Source organism: Vibrio brasiliensis LMG 20546 (assembly GCF_000189255.1).
In the GTDB taxonomy this organism is placed as follows: Bacteria; Pseudomonadota; Gammaproteobacteria; order Enterobacterales; family Vibrionaceae; genus Vibrio; species Vibrio brasiliensis.
In genome coordinates this window covers 1-15,687 of record NZ_AEVS01000107.1, presented here as the reverse complement: position 1 = coordinate 15,687, position 15,687 = coordinate 1, and the positions used below count along the sequence as shown (strand labels likewise).

18 protein-coding genes are annotated in these 15,687 nt (G+C 46.6%); 10 read left to right on the top strand and 8 right to left on the bottom strand.

Features of this window, described 5'->3' with window-relative positions; all coding sequences use genetic code 11:
- Positions 1–159 precede the first annotated feature (159 nt).
- Both RH46_RS19980 and RH46_RS19975 read right to left on the bottom strand, forming a co-directional pair.
- Positions 160–585 carry a DUF805 domain-containing protein gene (locus RH46_RS19980; RefSeq protein ID WP_006881345.1) on the bottom strand — a complete coding sequence of 142 codons (426 nt, stop codon included), beginning with the start codon at positions 583–585 and terminating at the stop codon, positions 160–162.
- A 42-nt stretch (positions 586–627) separates the two neighbouring features.
- Positions 628–975, bottom strand: coding sequence for a 5-carboxymethyl-2-hydroxymuconate Delta-isomerase (locus RH46_RS19975; RefSeq protein WP_006881344.1), 348 nt, complete (start codon positions 973–975; stop codon positions 628–630).
- A 271-nt stretch (positions 976–1,246) separates the two neighbouring features.
- Here RH46_RS19975 and tpiA point away from each other — a divergent pair, with 271 nt between their 5' ends.
- Together tpiA and RH46_RS19965 are read left to right on the top strand one after the other, a co-directional pair.
- Positions 1,247–2,017, top strand: coding sequence for a triose-phosphate isomerase (gene tpiA, locus RH46_RS19970; protein ID WP_006881343.1), 771 nt, complete (start codon positions 1,247–1,249; stop codon positions 2,015–2,017).
- A gap of 108 nt (positions 2,018–2,125) precedes the next feature.
- Entirely contained in the window at positions 2,126–3,463 is a 1,338-nt protein-coding gene (locus RH46_RS19965) for an MATE family efflux transporter (RefSeq protein WP_006881342.1), read from the top strand.
- Between the two features lie 46 nt (positions 3,464–3,509).
- On the opposite strand, the gene rraA is transcribed toward RH46_RS19965, so the two are convergent.
- The 3 genes from rraA to efp all read right to left on the bottom strand — a co-directional run bounded on the left by rraA (position 3,510) and on the right by efp (position 5,715).
- Complete coding sequence (rraA, locus tag RH46_RS19960; protein WP_006881341.1) at positions 3,510–4,037, bottom strand: ribonuclease E activity regulator RraA; 528 nt, start codon at positions 4,035–4,037, stop codon at positions 3,510–3,512.
- A 76-nt stretch (positions 4,038–4,113) separates the two neighbouring features.
- Positions 4,114–5,031: a 1,4-dihydroxy-2-naphthoate polyprenyltransferase gene (locus RH46_RS19955; RefSeq protein WP_006881340.1), complete on the bottom strand. Its 918-nt coding sequence runs from the start codon at positions 5,029–5,031 to the stop codon at positions 4,114–4,116.
- Between the two features lie 117 nt (positions 5,032–5,148).
- The gene (gene efp, locus RH46_RS19950; protein WP_004743319.1) at positions 5,149–5,715 is read right to left on the bottom strand and encodes an elongation factor P; all 567 of its coding nucleotides are present in this window, start codon (positions 5,713–5,715) and stop codon (positions 5,149–5,151) included.
- A 32-nt stretch (positions 5,716–5,747) separates the two neighbouring features.
- Between efp and epmB the strand changes: the two genes are divergently transcribed.
- The 4 genes from epmB (at position 5,748) to RH46_RS19930 (ending at position 9,337) form a co-directional block, all read left to right on the top strand.
- The gene (epmB, locus tag RH46_RS19945; protein ID WP_006881339.1) at positions 5,748–6,770 is read left to right on the top strand and encodes an EF-P beta-lysylation protein EpmB; all 1,023 of its coding nucleotides are present in this window, start codon (positions 5,748–5,750) and stop codon (positions 6,768–6,770) included.
- 2 nt (positions 6,771–6,772) lie between these two features.
- Positions 6,773–7,264, top strand: a complete 492-nt coding sequence (locus RH46_RS19940; protein WP_006881338.1) for a type II secretion system protein — start codon at positions 6,773–6,775, stop codon at positions 7,262–7,264.
- A gap of 80 nt (positions 7,265–7,344) precedes the next feature.
- A complete protein-coding gene (locus tag RH46_RS19935; RefSeq protein WP_006881337.1) occupies positions 7,345–7,839 on the top strand; it encodes an MgtC/SapB family protein in 495 nt (164 codons plus the stop codon).
- 172 nt (positions 7,840–8,011) lie between these two features.
- Positions 8,012–9,337 (top strand): anaerobic C4-dicarboxylate transporter, encoded by a 1,326-nt coding sequence (locus RH46_RS19930; protein WP_006881336.1) that lies wholly within the window; start codon positions 8,012–8,014, stop codon positions 9,335–9,337.
- Positions 9,338–9,411: 74 nt separating this feature from the next.
- On the opposite strand, the gene pfkA is transcribed toward RH46_RS19930, so the two are convergent.
- From pfkA to RH46_RS19915, 3 genes are all read right to left on the bottom strand, one after another.
- On the bottom strand, positions 9,412–10,374 hold the full coding sequence (pfkA, locus tag RH46_RS19925) for a 6-phosphofructokinase (protein WP_006881335.1): 963 nt from the start codon (positions 10,372–10,374) through the stop codon (positions 9,412–9,414).
- 271 nt (positions 10,375–10,645) lie between these two features.
- On the bottom strand, positions 10,646–11,554 hold the full coding sequence (fieF, locus tag RH46_RS19920) for a CDF family cation-efflux transporter FieF (protein ID WP_040896337.1): 909 nt from the start codon (positions 11,552–11,554) through the stop codon (positions 10,646–10,648).
- Positions 11,555–11,669: 115 nt separating this feature from the next.
- Positions 11,670–12,167 carry a CpxP family protein gene (locus RH46_RS19915; protein WP_006881333.1) on the bottom strand — a complete coding sequence of 166 codons (498 nt, stop codon included), beginning with the start codon at positions 12,165–12,167 and terminating at the stop codon, positions 11,670–11,672.
- 184 nt (positions 12,168–12,351) lie between these two features.
- On the opposite strand from RH46_RS19915, the gene RH46_RS19910 reads away from it, so the two are divergent.
- The 4 genes from RH46_RS19910 to trmL all read left to right on the top strand — a co-directional run bounded on the left by RH46_RS19910 (position 12,352) and on the right by trmL (position 15,687).
- The gene (locus tag RH46_RS19910) at positions 12,352–13,047 is read left to right on the top strand and encodes a response regulator (RefSeq protein ID WP_006881332.1); all 696 of its coding nucleotides are present in this window, start codon (positions 12,352–12,354) and stop codon (positions 13,045–13,047) included.
- Positions 13,047–14,447: an envelope stress sensor histidine kinase CpxA gene (gene cpxA / locus RH46_RS19905; RefSeq protein ID WP_006881331.1), complete on the top strand. Its 1,401-nt coding sequence runs from the start codon at positions 13,047–13,049 to the stop codon at positions 14,445–14,447. The genes RH46_RS19910 and cpxA overlap by 1 nt, the downstream gene beginning before the upstream one ends.
- A gap of 57 nt (positions 14,448–14,504) precedes the next feature.
- Positions 14,505–15,122, top strand: a complete 618-nt coding sequence (locus RH46_RS19900; RefSeq protein WP_006881330.1) for a superoxide dismutase — start codon at positions 14,505–14,507, stop codon at positions 15,120–15,122.
- Positions 15,123–15,210: 88 nt separating this feature from the next.
- Positions 15,211–15,687: a tRNA (uridine(34)/cytosine(34)/5-carboxymethylaminomethyluridine(34)-2'-O)-methyltransferase TrmL gene (gene trmL, locus RH46_RS19895; RefSeq protein WP_006881329.1), complete on the top strand. Its 477-nt coding sequence runs from the start codon at positions 15,211–15,213 to the stop codon at positions 15,685–15,687.

The window sequence follows — 15,687 nt, the reverse complement described above, 5'->3', positions numbered from 1 at the left end:
CTAGACGTAAGTCCCTAACAAAAAACTCTGTATCAGATACCTACTCAGCATCTATAACGTGCACCTCTCGAAGGGCGCAGCCCGTTCTAAATTCTCGTAGGACGAAGTCCGTTCTCGAAGCGCAGCGTTCTAATTTCTCGACTCTCGAAGCGAAGCGCCCTATTTCCCTTCCGGTCCGTATTGGTTTTCACCATCCGTGCCTTTAAGGAAACCACATTCAACCAGAATCCATAGACCACAGATAAGTGCAGCCATTGAGCTCACTGCCTGTAGCGTTGTTGGCTGCGCGCCTTGACTTGGGTCACCGACCGGCATTGTCATACGCCCAATCACGAGCGGGATGTTTAGCAGCAACCACCAGCTCGACTTACCACGGTCATGCCAGCGTTTAGCGGTAATCGCCAGATCAGGAATCAATACTACCAGTAAGAACACTGGCAAAATCAGATGCGCCATTGAAGGGAACAGCACATTCATTCCCAACGCAAAACCGACGATCATTAAGTAGTAAACCACGTTCCAGGTCCAATAGGTTTTACGCCCTATTCGACCGTGAAAGGAGAATAACAGTTCTTTCATTGACATCTTTATTACCTAAAATATGAAAAATTATTAGATCAACTTAATCTAATTAACGACTTTCTGAAAACTCTCTTTATCCATATCTCGAATGTTCACAGTCAAACTGCGCACATGGCCAGCCTGATCTGTCAGTACGTCCATCAACTGACGCGACAGCTCGCGCTTTTGCTCTGGAGTACGTCCATCTAACAGCTCAAAGCTAATATGGATAAAGTCTACGCTATCTCCTTCTTCACCTATCAACCAATTATGGCAACGGAGTGCACGTGATTTGATTGAACCGATATCAAATAGTCCACACTGGATCGCCACTTGATGTAAGTCTTCCAACAACCCCTGAACATTAACGCGTTCATCAACTGAGTTGGAGTATTCCATGACTAGGTTTGGCATAGTATTCCTCAAATGTAAGAGAGTTTCACGACAAAGGGTGAGTGGACAACACTATTACCAATTTCTATGCTTAATTCCGAGCAACTTTCAGCCAATCTGTTCCATGGATCACTGATATGCCCGTCAATAACTCCAGATATGAGGCATGACTGCTCCAACCAATAAATGATATCCGGATAAGACATGACGGTAATCATGATCTAACCAATTTTATCTGTTATATTCTTACGAAGATTTTTTACATTAATTGATTAAATACGGAGATATTCCTATGCGTCGTCCTGTAGTGATGGGTAACTGGAAACTTAACGGCAGCAAAGCAATGGTTAAAGAGCTGCTAACTGGTCTTAACGCTGAGCTTGAAGGCGTTGAAGGTGTAGACGTTGCTGTAGCTCCACCAGCTCTATACATCGACCTAGCTGAACAGCTAATCGCTAAAGGTGGTAACAAAATCATCCTAGGTGCACAGAACACTGACCTAAACAACAGCGGTGCATTCACTGGCGACATGTCTCCAGAAATGCTGAAAGATTTCGGTGCAACTCACATCATCATCGGTCACTCTGAGCGTCGTGATTACCACAACGAATCTGACGAGTTCATCGCTAAGAAATTCGCTTTCCTAAAAGAGAACGGTCTGAAGCCAGTTTTCTGTATCGGTGAATCTGAAGCGCAAAACGAAGCGGGTGAAACTGAAGCAGTATGTGCACGTCAAATCAACGCAGTTATCGACGCTTACGGTGTTGAAGCTCTGAACGACGCTATCATCGCTTACGAACCAATCTGGGCTATCGGTACTGGTAAAGCAGCAACAGCTGAAGATGCACAGCGCATCCACGCTTCTATCCGTGCTCTAATCGCAGAGAAGAGCGCAGCAGTAGCTGAGCAAGTAATCATCCAGTACGGCGGTTCTGTTAAACCAGAAAACGCAGAAGCTTACTTCTCACAACCAGACATCGATGGTGCTCTAGTTGGTGGTGCTTCTCTGGACGCTAAGAGCTTTGCAGCAATTGCTAAAGCAGCGGCAGCAGCTAAAGCTTAATTTTTCTGTTGAAAAACGCTCATTAAGGCCAGCAAATGCTGGCCTTTTTTGTGTCTCTCAGCTCAATCAAGTATCCTACGTTTTTCCGCTCATAAATAGTTGTACCAAATGCAGGATAAGCATGGCCTCTTAACTGGCTCAATTCCCTTAGTTCTTCGTCAGATGACCATTCCGATGACCTTCGGCATGATCGCTATTCTGATGTTTAACTTAGTGGATACCTTCTTTATCTCTTTGTTAGGTACCCAAGCTCTTGCGGCAATTAGTTATACCTTCCCTGTGACCTTTGCGGTCAACTGTATCACCATGGGGATTGGTATGGGTCTTTCGACCAGCATTGGACGCTTGCTGGGACAAGGTCAGTCTCAGGATGCAGCGCGCTTTTCTACTCACGGTCTCATACTGGCCGTTACGCTAGTGGTTATCGCATCTGCGATCGGCTTTTTTTCCATCGAGCCACTATTTCTGTCATTGGGTGCAAAGGCAGATCTGATACCACTGATCAAACAATACATGCAGATCTGGTATCTCACGATTCCATTACTCGTGATCCCTATGGCGGGAAACAGTGCGATACGCGCGACCGGAGATACCAAGACGCCAGCCAAGATTATGATGCTGGCTGGGTTTATTAACGGTCTGCTCGATCCTCTGCTGATTTTCGGTCTCGGTCCCTTCCCTGAGTTAGGTATTCAGGGCGCTGCGATCGCCAGTGCATTAAGCTGGCTAGGAGCTTTAATCGGTTCGCTCTATGTACTGGCGAAACGAGAGAAGCTGCTCGCTCTGCCCTGTCTTCATTCTCTTGCTAAAGACTGGAAGCAGATCCTCAAGATTGGTACTCCGGCTGCGCTTTCGAATGCTCTGACACCGATCTCCGGTGCTATCTTGATGATGATGCTCTCTTCTCACGGAACAGCAGCTGTTGCGGCATATGGTGCCGCGCAACGCGTTGAGTCGATTCTGATTCTGGTGTTAATGTCGCTGACCTCAGCACTGACTCCATTTATTGCGCAGAATATGGGGGCAAACAATCCAGCACGTAGCTTTGCTGGCCTGTTTCTCAGTATGCGTTTTTCGATGGTATTCCAACTCGGGATATTCATTATGATGGTGCCGCTCAGTATCCCAATTGCGGCGCTCTTCTCTCAGGAACAAGCGGTAAAGGATCTGCTTTGGCATTACTTGTTAGTGGTACCATTTAGCTACGGTTTTCAAGGCATCATGATGATGTTGGTATCGGGACTTAACGCTCTCCATCAGCCTATGCGTGCTTTCCAGTGGAGCTTTATGCGACTGTTCTTATTTACCCTGCCTTGTGCCTGGCTAGGCGGTCAATGGTATGACATTGAAGGTCTTTTCATCGGCATTGCTCTGGGCAACATGATAGGTGGTACATCAGGTTATCTGTATGCGATAAAACTTCGTCGCAAATACCTGACCTCATAAACAAAAACACCGACCATCAGGTCGGTGCTTTATAGATACTCGTCTGTTACTGATTAACCACGATCTCTTCTTCTTCGTCATCAATCTCGAGATCAACATCTAACGGTTCCTGAGAAAGAATCACACCGGTATTATCCGCGTAAAGGTAGTCTTCAGGAAGGAAGGTTACGCCACCAAAGTTAACCGGAATATCGACTTCGCCAACACCCTGACTGGTTGCTCCAACAGGAATTGAAGCGATAGCCTGAATACCAATACTCATGTCTTCCAGTTCGTCCACCTCGCGAACACAACCGTAGACCACAATACCTTCCCACTCATTCTCTTCCGCCAAAGATGCCAGCTCTGCATCAATCAAGGCACGGCGTAGCGAACCACCGCCATCAATCAGAAGAACTCGGCCCAAACCATCCTGCTCTAAGATTTCACGTATTAATCCGTTGTCTTCGTAGCACTTAACCGTAGTTACCTGGCCGGCGAACGATGCGCAACCGCCAAAGTTACTAAACATTGGCTCAACAACATCCACTTGCTCTAAGTAGATGTCGCACAAGGCAGAGGTATTGTATTCCATAGTATTCCTTCCCATACCGTTCGTTATCTCCATCGAGTATATAGGGTCATTAAGTCATTGCAATGACATGAATCATTTAACTGACCAGAGTTTGAGCTATAACCACTCCGGCAAACAGCAAGTTAGTCACCATTGAGCATTTCACTATCACAGGCATCATTGGTGCAATTTGTGCCGGTTGCTGCGCTAGCCAGACCTCTTTACCGTGTTTGTAAGTGACAATAAGACTTAGAAGAAACGGCAAGCTGATCCAGATAGGGCTAGGTTGATGGAGCAAGTAAGCAGCAAATGCCACCACAGCACCGATAAGAAGCGCAAAATGGTATTGCTTAGCACGCTTTTGCCCGAGCCTTACCGCTACGGTCTTCTTACCACACTGCTGATCATTCTCAATATCACGCATGTTGTTGATGTTGAGTACAGCGACGGCAAGCAGGCCACAGCCAATCGCAGGTAAAATTAATAAAGGGGCGACAATGCCTGTATGCAAGAAGTAAGTCCCCGCAACACCAAGCAGGCCAAAGAAGATAAACACTGAGATATCTCCTAAGCCAACATAACCATAAGGCTTGTTGCCTACGGTATAAGCGATAGCGGCCACAATGGCTAACAGACCTAAGCCAATGAAGGCGAGAATACTCTGCAAGCTTTCTAATGCGTACATAACCAAAGTCAGACCGGCGATAATCGTCAGTACTATGTTAATCAGCATAGCCTGTTTCATCGCTTTCTGACTAACTGCACCAGACTGAATCGCACGCATCGGGCCCAGTCGATTCTCGTTATCGGTCCCTTTTACGGCATCACCATAGTCGTTAGCCAGATTAGACAGAATCTGCAGTAACGTTGCCGTTAAGAAGGCCAGTAAAGCAACGACCATTGAGAACTGATGGGTGGAGTACGCCAATACGCTACCCGTAAGGATAGAAACCAATGCCAGTGGCAGGGTCTTTGGGCGTGCGGCATCAAGCCAGATTTTTATAGACTGTTTCATAGGTTCTAGTTTAGTAACATAGCTCTGAGCTAGAATTGTGGCACATCAAACCTTGCAGATAAAAACAAAAAAAGGCCACCGAAGTGACCTTTTTCCAAATCTTGACCTAAGCGAGGCTTATTTTACACGGCCAACGTATTCACCAGAGCGAGTATCTACTTTGATTACTTCGCCAATTGCGATGAATAGAGGTACGCGAACAACTGCACCAGTAGATAGTGTTGCAGGTTTGCCGCCAGTACCTTGAGTATCGCCTTTCAGACCAGGATCTGTGTCTGTTACTTCTAGCTCAACGAAGTTTGGTGGCGTAACAACGATTGGGTTACCGTTCCAAAGAGTTAGCATACAAGTGTTGTTTTCAACCAACCACTTAGCGTTTTCACCAACAGCTTTTACGTCAGCTGCGATTTGCTCGAACGTTTCGTTGTTCATAAAGTGGTAGAATTCGCCGTCGTTATATAGATAATCTAGGTCGATATCCATTACGTCTGCAACTTCACAAGTTTCACCAGACTTAAAGGTTTTCTCTAGCACTTTACCAGAAAGAAGTTTACGAATTTTTACGCGGTTGAACGCTTGGCCTTTACCTGGCTTAACGTATTCGTTTTCCAAGATAACGCAAGGCTCGTTATCAAGCATTAGTTTTAGACCGCCTTTAAATTCATTGGTGCTAACAGTAGCCATTTTTTCCTCTTACATTCTTAGAGCTAAATTCAATGCCGCACATCATAACCCGAAAAGTTGAATCTGTTGAGCAAAACTGGCTTAAACAGCTAGCGAATGGGATCTCTGATCCTGCAAAACTGCTCGAACAACTTGAAATTGATCCTACCCCTTGGAAGAACGGGTTTGAAGCTCGCAAGCTTTTTGCACAGCGTGTGCCGCAAAGTTTTGTCGATAGAATGGAAAAAGGCAACCCTTACGATCCTCTTTTACGCCAAGTCCTACCGCTAAGTGAAGAGTTCGAAGTTCATCAGGGATACTCCAACGATCCACTGGAAGAACAGAACAATGCAATTCCCGGCTTGCTACACAAATATCGCAACCGAGCACTAATGATTGTCAAAGGTGGCTGCGCGATCAACTGCCGTTACTGTTTTCGTCGTCATTTTCCTTATGATGAAAACAAAGGATCAAAAAGTGTTTGGCAAACGAGCCTCGATTACATTCAACAGCATCCGGAGATCGATGAGATCATTCTCTCTGGCGGTGATCCATTAATGGCTAAGGATGATGAGCTAAGTTGGCTGGTTGCTCGTATCGCCGATATTCAGCACATAAAGCGTCTGCGCATTCATTCGCGTTTACCCGTTGTCATTCCAGCCCGTATCACCGAGCAACTTACTGATTTGTTGGGTCAGACACGTCTGCAGGTGATCTTAGTAACGCATATCAACCATGCTCAGGAGATAGATCAAACTCTGGCAAACGCATTAGACAAGCTCAAGCAAGTTGGTGTTACTCTTCTCAACCAAGGCGTTATGCTCAAAGGTGTTAACGATAGTGTTAGCAGCCAGATAGCCCTGAGTAACGCTCTGTTTGAAGCCGGAGTTCTACCCTATTACATGCATGTACTAGACAAGGTACAAGGCGCTGCCCATTTCTTTATTTCCGATCAGCAAGCAAAAGAAATTATGGCCGGCGTCCTGGAACAAACCTCTGGCTACTTAGTACCGAAACTGACTCGAGAGATAGGTGGCCGCGCCAGCAAAACCCCTCTCGACCTACATTTAGAATAGTCATGAAAAGCACTCGCGGATTTACCCTGATTGAACTTGTAATCATCATTGTCGTGCTCGGTATTCTGGCCGTGACGGCGCTACCACGTTTGATAAATCTGCAATCCGACGCACGTATATCTGCGCTACAGGGGTTACGTGGCGCAATGCAAGGCGCCAATGAGCAGCTTATCGGACGTTCTGCGTTTGAGGGATTGGATTCCGCCGTCAGTGCTTCCATCGATATTGAAGGTGATAACGTCTCACTGGTTTATGGTTATGCCAAAGCCGATAACGCCAACGCCTGGTCGTTGATTCTTGATGCCAATATTGAGAACGCCACCTGGGGCAGCGACAACGCCGATTGGTACTTCAGCAATACAGATGCCGATGATGGTCTGATTCTCTACATGCCCGCGGGTCGCAGACAGGCTTCTCTCAACTGTTTTCTACAATACAACGAGGCAACCGCTGACCAGCCACCAAGCCTGACTCTGACCACTGGCGGGTGCTAAATACTTTATCTTCAGGATAGAAATCTTTTGTTCGATCGAGTGCTGCAATCTGTGCATACTCCAGCGTTTTGGAGGTCATAATGCAAGCAAATATCGAACAACTATTAGACTTAGGCCCTTTCAGCTGGCTGGCTCTACTCTGCTGTGCAATCAACGGCATTCTAGTCGGTGTTGAACGTCAGACGCGCGGTAAACCCGTAGGTATTCGCACCTCTATTCTGGTTATCTCCGGTACCTACTTCTTTATGTCGATGGCGGTATCGCTATCGCCAAATACACTCGATCAGGCTCGTGTACTAGGACAGATCATCACTGGTGTCGGATTTCTTGGTGCAGGGGTAATGATGACACTCGATGGAAAGATTCATGGTGTGACCTCTGCGGCGGTAATCTGGGTACTGGCAGCGCTAGGTATGATGATTGGCCTTGGTTACTTACAACAGTCAGTCGTTATCACCGTACTTGCTTTAACCGTGTTGCTCGGGGTGGATAAAGCAGAAAACAGAATCAAAGCACTGCGTCGTGGCGTTCACCAGAAATTTCAAAAGCGCAGAGGCGTGCGCTCAGACGCTTGATCTTTATATAAAAACTGAATTATTCCCTCCATTTAAGCATCGTTATATTGATAACAAACAAAGAAGCGGTGGATTGTGAAAGTCGTTGACGAGATAACTCTCTGACCTCACATTTCACCTACCTCTTTCGGGGTAGCATAATCGCAATTTCCACTTACTGTAGGGTTCGATTATGTTTTACGTGCATATGCTCCTGCTTCTGACGGTGATTTTTATCGGTATCCGCCATGGAGGCATTGCTTTTGGTTTACTCGGTGGTCTGGGCGTTTCCGTTCTGGCCTTCGTATTTGGCATCGCACCGGGGTCACCACCAATCAGTGTTATGCTGATCATTCTTGCTGTTGTTGCAGCATCCGCCACATTAGAAGCAACTGGTGGTCTTAAGCTACTGGTAAAATTCGCTGAACGTCTGCTGCGTAAACATCCGAGTCAAATCGTCTTCTTAGGTCCTCTATGTACCTACTCTCTTACTGTTCTGGTGGGCACCGGACACTCGGTTTATCCTCTTCTGCCAGTCATTTATGATGTGGCGTACAAAAAGGGAATCCGTCCAGAGCGGCCAATGGCGATGTCGACCGTAGCTTCTCAAATGGGTATCACAGCCAGTCCAATCGCGGCTGCCGCCGCTGTCGTTATGGCGACCGCAGCAGATAACAGTTTAGATATCAGCTTAGTCAACGTGTTATTAGTGACTATCCCAGCGACATTGATTGGTGTTCTCGTTGGCTGTTTGTGGAGTCTGAAACGCGGTAAAGAGCTCGATCAGGATCCAGCATTTATTGAACGTTGTCAGGATCCGGAATTCAAAGCTCAGTTAATTGATGCAGCAAGCGAAGAAGATAACGATCCGAGCCATGAAGGCATTGCTAAGAAAGGTTTAACCATCTTCCTTGCAGGTATTGCGACGGTTATCTTTGTTGCTATGTTTGGCAAAGACTTAGGTCTGCTTCCTAGTGGAGTTAAGATGTCAGTAGCGATTCAGTTCCTGATGCTCTCTGTTGGTGCCCTAATCTTGCTCACCACTAAAGTCGAACCGAAAAAGATCGTCCACAGTAATGTATTTATTGCCGGTATGACTGCGGTAATCATCATCTTTGGTATTGCATGGATGAGTGACACCATCATAGGTTTCCACAAACCTTATCTGATCAGCCTGGTGAGTGATATTGTTGCGGCCCATCCATGGACCTTCGCAATTGCAATGTTTGTGGTGTCTGTGTTCTTGAAGAGTCAGGCAGCGGTACTGACCATCATGCTACCACTGGGCTTTGCAATGGGAATCCCGGCTCCAGTGCTAATCGGTGTACTACCGGCATGTTACGCCTACTTCTTCTTCCCATTCTACCCAAGTGATCTGGCAGCGATTACCTTCGACCGCTCTGGAACAACACAGATTGGTAAGTACGTACTCAACCACAGCTTCTTACTACCAGGCTTCATTGGTGTTGTTACTGCAACTACTGTTGGCTATGTTATCTCGACCATGTTGGTTAACTAGTCCTGAAGCCATAACAAAAAAGCCAGTTGGTTTCCCAACTGGCTTTTTTAATTCAAAATCTTTGTGCGTAAGGCTTAGAACAGCTCTTCAGCAACTTTGAACAGGTCAGTACGTACCGGACGCTTCAGGTTCTCGATCGCATCAATGATATCGTGGTGAACAAGTTGCTCTTTCTGAATACCAACACAGCGACCACCGTGACCTTCCATTAGAAGGTGAACAGCGTAGTTACCCATACGAGATGCAAGTACGCGGTCAAATGCTGTTGGACGACCACCACGCTGGATGTGACCAAGAACAGTAGCACGAGTTTCACGACCTGTTGCCGCTTCGATCTCTTTTGCTAGTTCGTTAGCATCCATCATTAGCTCAGTAAGAGCGATGATTGCGTGCTTTTTACCTTTAGCAATACCATCTTGGATGTTGCCAATCAGCTTCTCTTTGTCTAAACCAGTCTCTGGAGTAATGATGTACTCACAACCACCAGCAATCGCAGACATCAGTGTCAGGTCACCACAGTGACGACCCATGATCTCAACGATAGAGATACGTTGGTGAGAAGAAGAAGTATCACGCAGACGGTCAATCGCATCGATAACCGTGTTTAGCGCAGTCAGGTAACCGATAGTGTAATCTGTACCTGCGATATCATTATCGATAGTGCCTGGAAGACCGATACATGGGTAACCCATTTCAGTAAGTTTCTTCGCACCCATGTAAGAACCATCACCACCAACAACAACCAGTGCTTCAATGCCGTGCTTCTGTAGGTTTTCGATAGCTTTCTGACGAACTTCCACTTCTTTGAATTCTGGGAAACGTGCAGAACCCAGGAAAGTACCACCTTTGTTGATCACATCAGAAACGCTTGAACGATCCAGCTTCTGGATACGGTCTTCGTACAGACCTAAGTAACCATCAAATACACCGTAAACTTCTAGCCCTTCAGATAGTGCAGTACGAACTACGCCACGTACCGCGGCATTCATACCTGGTGCGTCACCGCCACTTGTCAAAACACCGATCTTCTTAATCATGCTCACCCTCGATTTTTGGGAATCTTATTTCAATTTTTACGTTAGCCGCTTTCAGAGAAGCCACCAACAAAATTCCTTTAACTGTGCAATATGTTACCTTTCCTAACTAGGAATACTACTTTTATTTGCACCAAATTATGTAACTTTTCTACTTATGTAAGAGTATTACAGCTTTGCTCATTTACTTAATTGATACATATCAGGATCACAGTTAAAAGTAGTATCGCTGAAAAGATAGTCAATAGTTAACGGTTTGTCTGTGTAACTACCCTTACCAACCTTGAGACTTCTGCGCTTTCTCTGCACCCAGTACCACCGAATATGGATCCTGATGAATTAGTACATCCGAATGGGGAAAGAGCTCAAGTAATTTATCTTCTACTTCGTCAGAGATTCGATGCGCCTCAAGCAATCGAATATTATCCTCCAGCTCTAAGTGGAGCTGAATAAAGCGTGTTGGCCCTGACATTCGCGTCCTCAGTTGGTGGACACCAAGTACACCTTCAACATCGAGACAGCACTGACGAATTGCCTTTAACTCTTCATCAGGTAACTTTCGATCGAGTAAGGTTTGCGTCGCTTCCTGAACCATCTTGAAGGCGCTGTAAAGAATAAACACACCAATACCCACCGCAAATACCGCATCCGCCTGAGTAATTCCGAACCAGCTCAAACCGAGCGCCAACATAATTGCCGCATTCATATATAGGTCAGACTGGTAATGGAGAGAGTCTGCGGCGATGGCCTGACTGCCGGTTTTTTTGACCACATGTTTTTGAAAAGTAACCAAACCAAACGTCACTGCGATGGCAAACAGGCTGACATACACGCCGTATTCGGGAGATTGCAGCTCATGGGGTCTAAAGAAGCGTTCAATCCCGTTAAGAATCAGAAAGACAGCAGAGCCTGAAATAAACATCGCCTGAGCTAATGCGGCCAGAGATTCCGCTTTACCATGACCAAAGGTATGTTCACGATCGGCGGGCTGTAATGAGTAACGAACGACAACCAGATTGACCAGCGATGCGGCGATATCAAGCATCGAATCAATCAGTGAGGCCAATAGGCTAACCGAGCCAGTGACCCACCAGGCAACCACTTTCACTACCAATAATAGCGTCGCTACTATCGTCGCTGTCCAAGCCGCCATTGTCACGAGACGGGCATATTCCTGTTTCATAGTACTTTGATTAGTAAGCAAACCTGCCTTAAGTATAACCCTTCACAAGTTGAATAAAAATGACATAAAAAAAGGCGGCTTTATAGCCGCCTTATTCAAATTTACTGACAGATAATTAGCTGAAACGCTTCTGCATTTTCTCAGCGCACTCTGTTGAACGTTCTTGCTGTAGTTCAACAAACTTGGCTTTCTGCTCTGGAGTCAGAATGCTTAGCATCTTGTGCTGCTTCTCTAGCATTTTCACTTTGCGCTCTGTCTGCTGTTCAACCATAGACTTTGCCAGTTCGTTAGCTGCCGCCTGGTCAAAGTTGTCAGCTAATACTAATTGCTGCACTTTAGCGTGTTGGGCCTGTTTCTCTGCGTGGCGTGCTTCAAAGTTCTCTTTGAACGCTGCTTTCATCTCTTGCTTACCCGCTTCACGCATCTCTTTTAGCTGGTCTTTCTGAGCATCAGTCAGGTCTAGTTGACGCATGATACCGCGGTCAAAACCACCGCCACATTCACCATGGCCGCCTTTCTTGTGGTCTTTACCACCGAATGCGTACGCACTTGCTGTGCCTAATGCCAGAGGAAGAACAGCTGCTGCTAATACTACTTTTTTTGCTAATTTCATAATCATACCCTTCAATTTTGTCTGTTGGATGAGCTGTCTTCACAGCGCTTGAGTGTAGAATACGACTTGCTGCGTAAAGCAACGTCTGTAGAGCGTAAAGAATCGTAAAGAGCAACAATGACACTAAATCAATTGATGGTTTAACAGTAAACTATCGGTATCCAAACTAAGTAGAGGCTTTGCTATGCCACATATATTGCTAATTGATGACGATACGGAACTCACTAGTCTTTTGAAAGAGGTGCTCTCTTTTGAAGGATTTGAGGTATCTGAAGCAAACAACGGTGAAGAGGGACTCGAGCTACTTAGTAATGATATCGACCTGATTTTGCTTGATGTCATGATGCCGAAGCTCAATGGTATGGAAACCCTAAAACGCCTGCGCGAGAACTGGGAGACTCCCGTTTTGATGCTCACCGCAAAAGGTGAAGAGATTGATCGTGTTATTGGTCTCGAACTCGGCGCCGACGACTATTTACCAAAACCATTCAGTGACCGTGAACTACTCGCTCGCATCAGAGCGATCTTACGCCGCACCCAAAGCTCGGCCAATGGTAAGCAGGGGAAAAACTCTGACTGCATCGAATATCAAGACATTCAAATTTACCCGGGTAAACAAGAAGCCTATTGTCAGGGAGAGCTTATGGTTCTTACCACGACAGAATTCGCTCTACTCAGTCACTTTGTTCAGAATCCGGGACAAACACTAACCAAGGAAGCGCTTAGTCTCGATGTGCTTGGTAAACGTCTGGCGGCCTTTGATCGCGCTATCGACATGCACGTTTCTAACCTGCGTAAAAAGCTTCCTGAGCGAAAGGATGGAAAGTCTCGGATTAAAACACTTCGCGGTCGCGGCTATCTGCTGGTTGAGGAGGACTAATGCGTCTACCAAAGATTACCAGTTTGTATGGCCGAATCTTTGCCATATTTTGGTTTACCATGTTTCTGGTACTGATGGCGGTATTGTCACTGCCTCATCTGGATCCGCGCAAAGCACGCGATATTCCGGCTGACCAATATGGTCGCCTTATCGAGCTCAAAGCGTCTATCGAAAAGAAATTCGTCAAAGAAGATAATCTGGCCAATATCCTGTTTAAGCTGGAAGGCTCTTCACGCTCATCGAGAGATCCAAGACCACGCTTTTTCGTCACTGACCTCGACGGCACTCTGCTCACCACTCAGAACAGAAGGGAGTTCAAGTATAAAGCACTGCAAAACTTTATTACCAGTGTCGAACTGAACGGTAAGCCTAAGCAAAAACTCTATGGCCACTACATGCTCGCAGGTCCCTTACCTGTCACCTTAGCTCAGCAAGAGCTACTGCTATTTGTCGGCGTGAAGTGGAACCAACCTCCTCCGTTCTTGCTGCGCATGTTTGATAAGCCTTTCCAGCTACTGTTTGCGGTGATGATGGTCAGTACTCCACTGCTGCTATGGTTAGCGTGGGCATTGAGCCAACCCGCTCGTAAGCTTGAACGTGCAGCCAAGCGTGTCGCCAAAGGGGAATTTGTCGTGGATCCTAACCTTGAGAAAGGCACCAGTGAGTTCAGGCAAGCCGGCGCAAGCTTCAACCAGATGGTTGAAGCAGTCAATCAGATGATTTCAGGTCAACAAAGATTACTATCCGACATCTCGCACGAGCTTCGTTCTCCCCTTACCCGTCTGCGTATGGCCAATGCACTCGCGACGCGCAAACAAGGAGAAAGCCCAGAGTTAACTCGCATTGATACCGAGGCGCAACGCTTAGAACAGATGATTGCGGAACTCCTTGAGCTATCGCGCATGCAAGTCGATAGCCATTTGAATCGTGAGCTACAGCCAGTTAGCAGCCTATGGGAAGCGATCTTCTCGGATGCTCAGTTTGAGGCAGAGCAAATGGACAAGACGTTAACCTTTAGCGCGCTACCGGACTCTACGATATCTGGCAACCCTAAGTTGCTAATGAGTGCGGTAGATAACATCGTTCGCAATGCCATCTATTACGGTAAAGATCGCATCGAAGTAGATGTTGTCGCCACAGCTCAACAGATCACTATCAGTGTTGATGACAATGGCGAAGGTGTCCCTGACCATGAACTGGAAGCAATCTTCCGCCCCTTCTACCGTGTCTCTACGGCCCGTGACAGACACAGTGGTGGCACAGGTTTAGGCCTGACCATAACAGAGAGTGCCATCAGGCAGCACAGTGGCACCATAGTGGCTCAACGCAGCAAACTGGGTGGTTTATGTGTAACGATAACCCTGCCACTCAATAGCGATAATACCCCTACAAAATCATAGTTGATAATGGATCTCATTATCATTTAAAGTAAATCCTTCGATTACGGAGGATTTACTATGTCGCACACTTTTCCTGAACTCCCTTACACTTACGACGCCCTTGAACCTTACATTGATGCAAAAACAATGGAGGTTCATTACAGCAAGCACCACAGAACTTACTACGACAAATTCATCGCTGCAATCAAGGACAGCGAACTGGAGTCAACCAACCTAAGTGACATTTTCGCTCAGATCTCACAACACTCACCTGCGGTAAGAAACAATGGTGGTGGTTACTACAATCATATTCTGTACTGGAACTGTATGGCACCAAACGGTGGTGGTACTCCAAGCGGCGCTTTAGCTCAGGCGATCAATGATACCTTTGGTAGCTTTGCAGAGTTTCAGGATCAGTTTGCTCAGGCGGCGATCAATACATTCGGTTCAGGCTTCGCGTGGCTTGTGGTCAAGGATGGTCAGCTACTCATCAGCTCAACCACCAATCAGGATAACCCACTGATGGATGTTGCTGAGGTTCAGGGCGAGCCAATTCTTGCTCTCGATGTTTGGGAGCACGCCTACTACATCAGCTATCAAAACCGTCGCCCAGACTACATTGATGCGTGGTGGAACGTGGTCAACTGGGATGCTGTCAGCGAATTCTACGCAGTCGCACTAGCACAAGGCCGATAACAAAAACTCACAACGTCAGACTTGGCGGCCGTGGCAAGCCGCCTTATACTTTCAAGCCTCATTTCCATCAACAATTAAGAATTCCAATATGTTTGATATCGCCCTATATGAGCCAGAGATCGCTCCCAACACCGGCAACATTATTCGTTTATGTGCCAACTGCGGAGCCAACCTGCATTTGATTGAGCCATTAGGGTTTGATTTGGAAGAGAAGAAAGTACGCCGAGCAGGGCTGGACTACCATGATCTTGCGCGCGTCACTCGCCACAAAGACTATCAGGCATTTGTCGAATACTTAGAGAAGGAGCGCGGTGACTACCGTATCTTCGCCTGCACCACTAAAACCACAGGCCATCATGTTGATGCTAACTTCCAGAAAGGCGATGTGCTGCTATTTGGTCCTGAGACCCGTGGCCTGCCAGCAGAGCTCATCGAAAGCATGCCAATGGAACAGCGTATCCGCATCCCGATGATGCCAGATGCACGTAGCTTAAACCTTTCAAATGCGGTCGCGATTATTGCTTTTGAAGCATGGCGACAAATGGGGTTTGAGGGCGCGCAATAG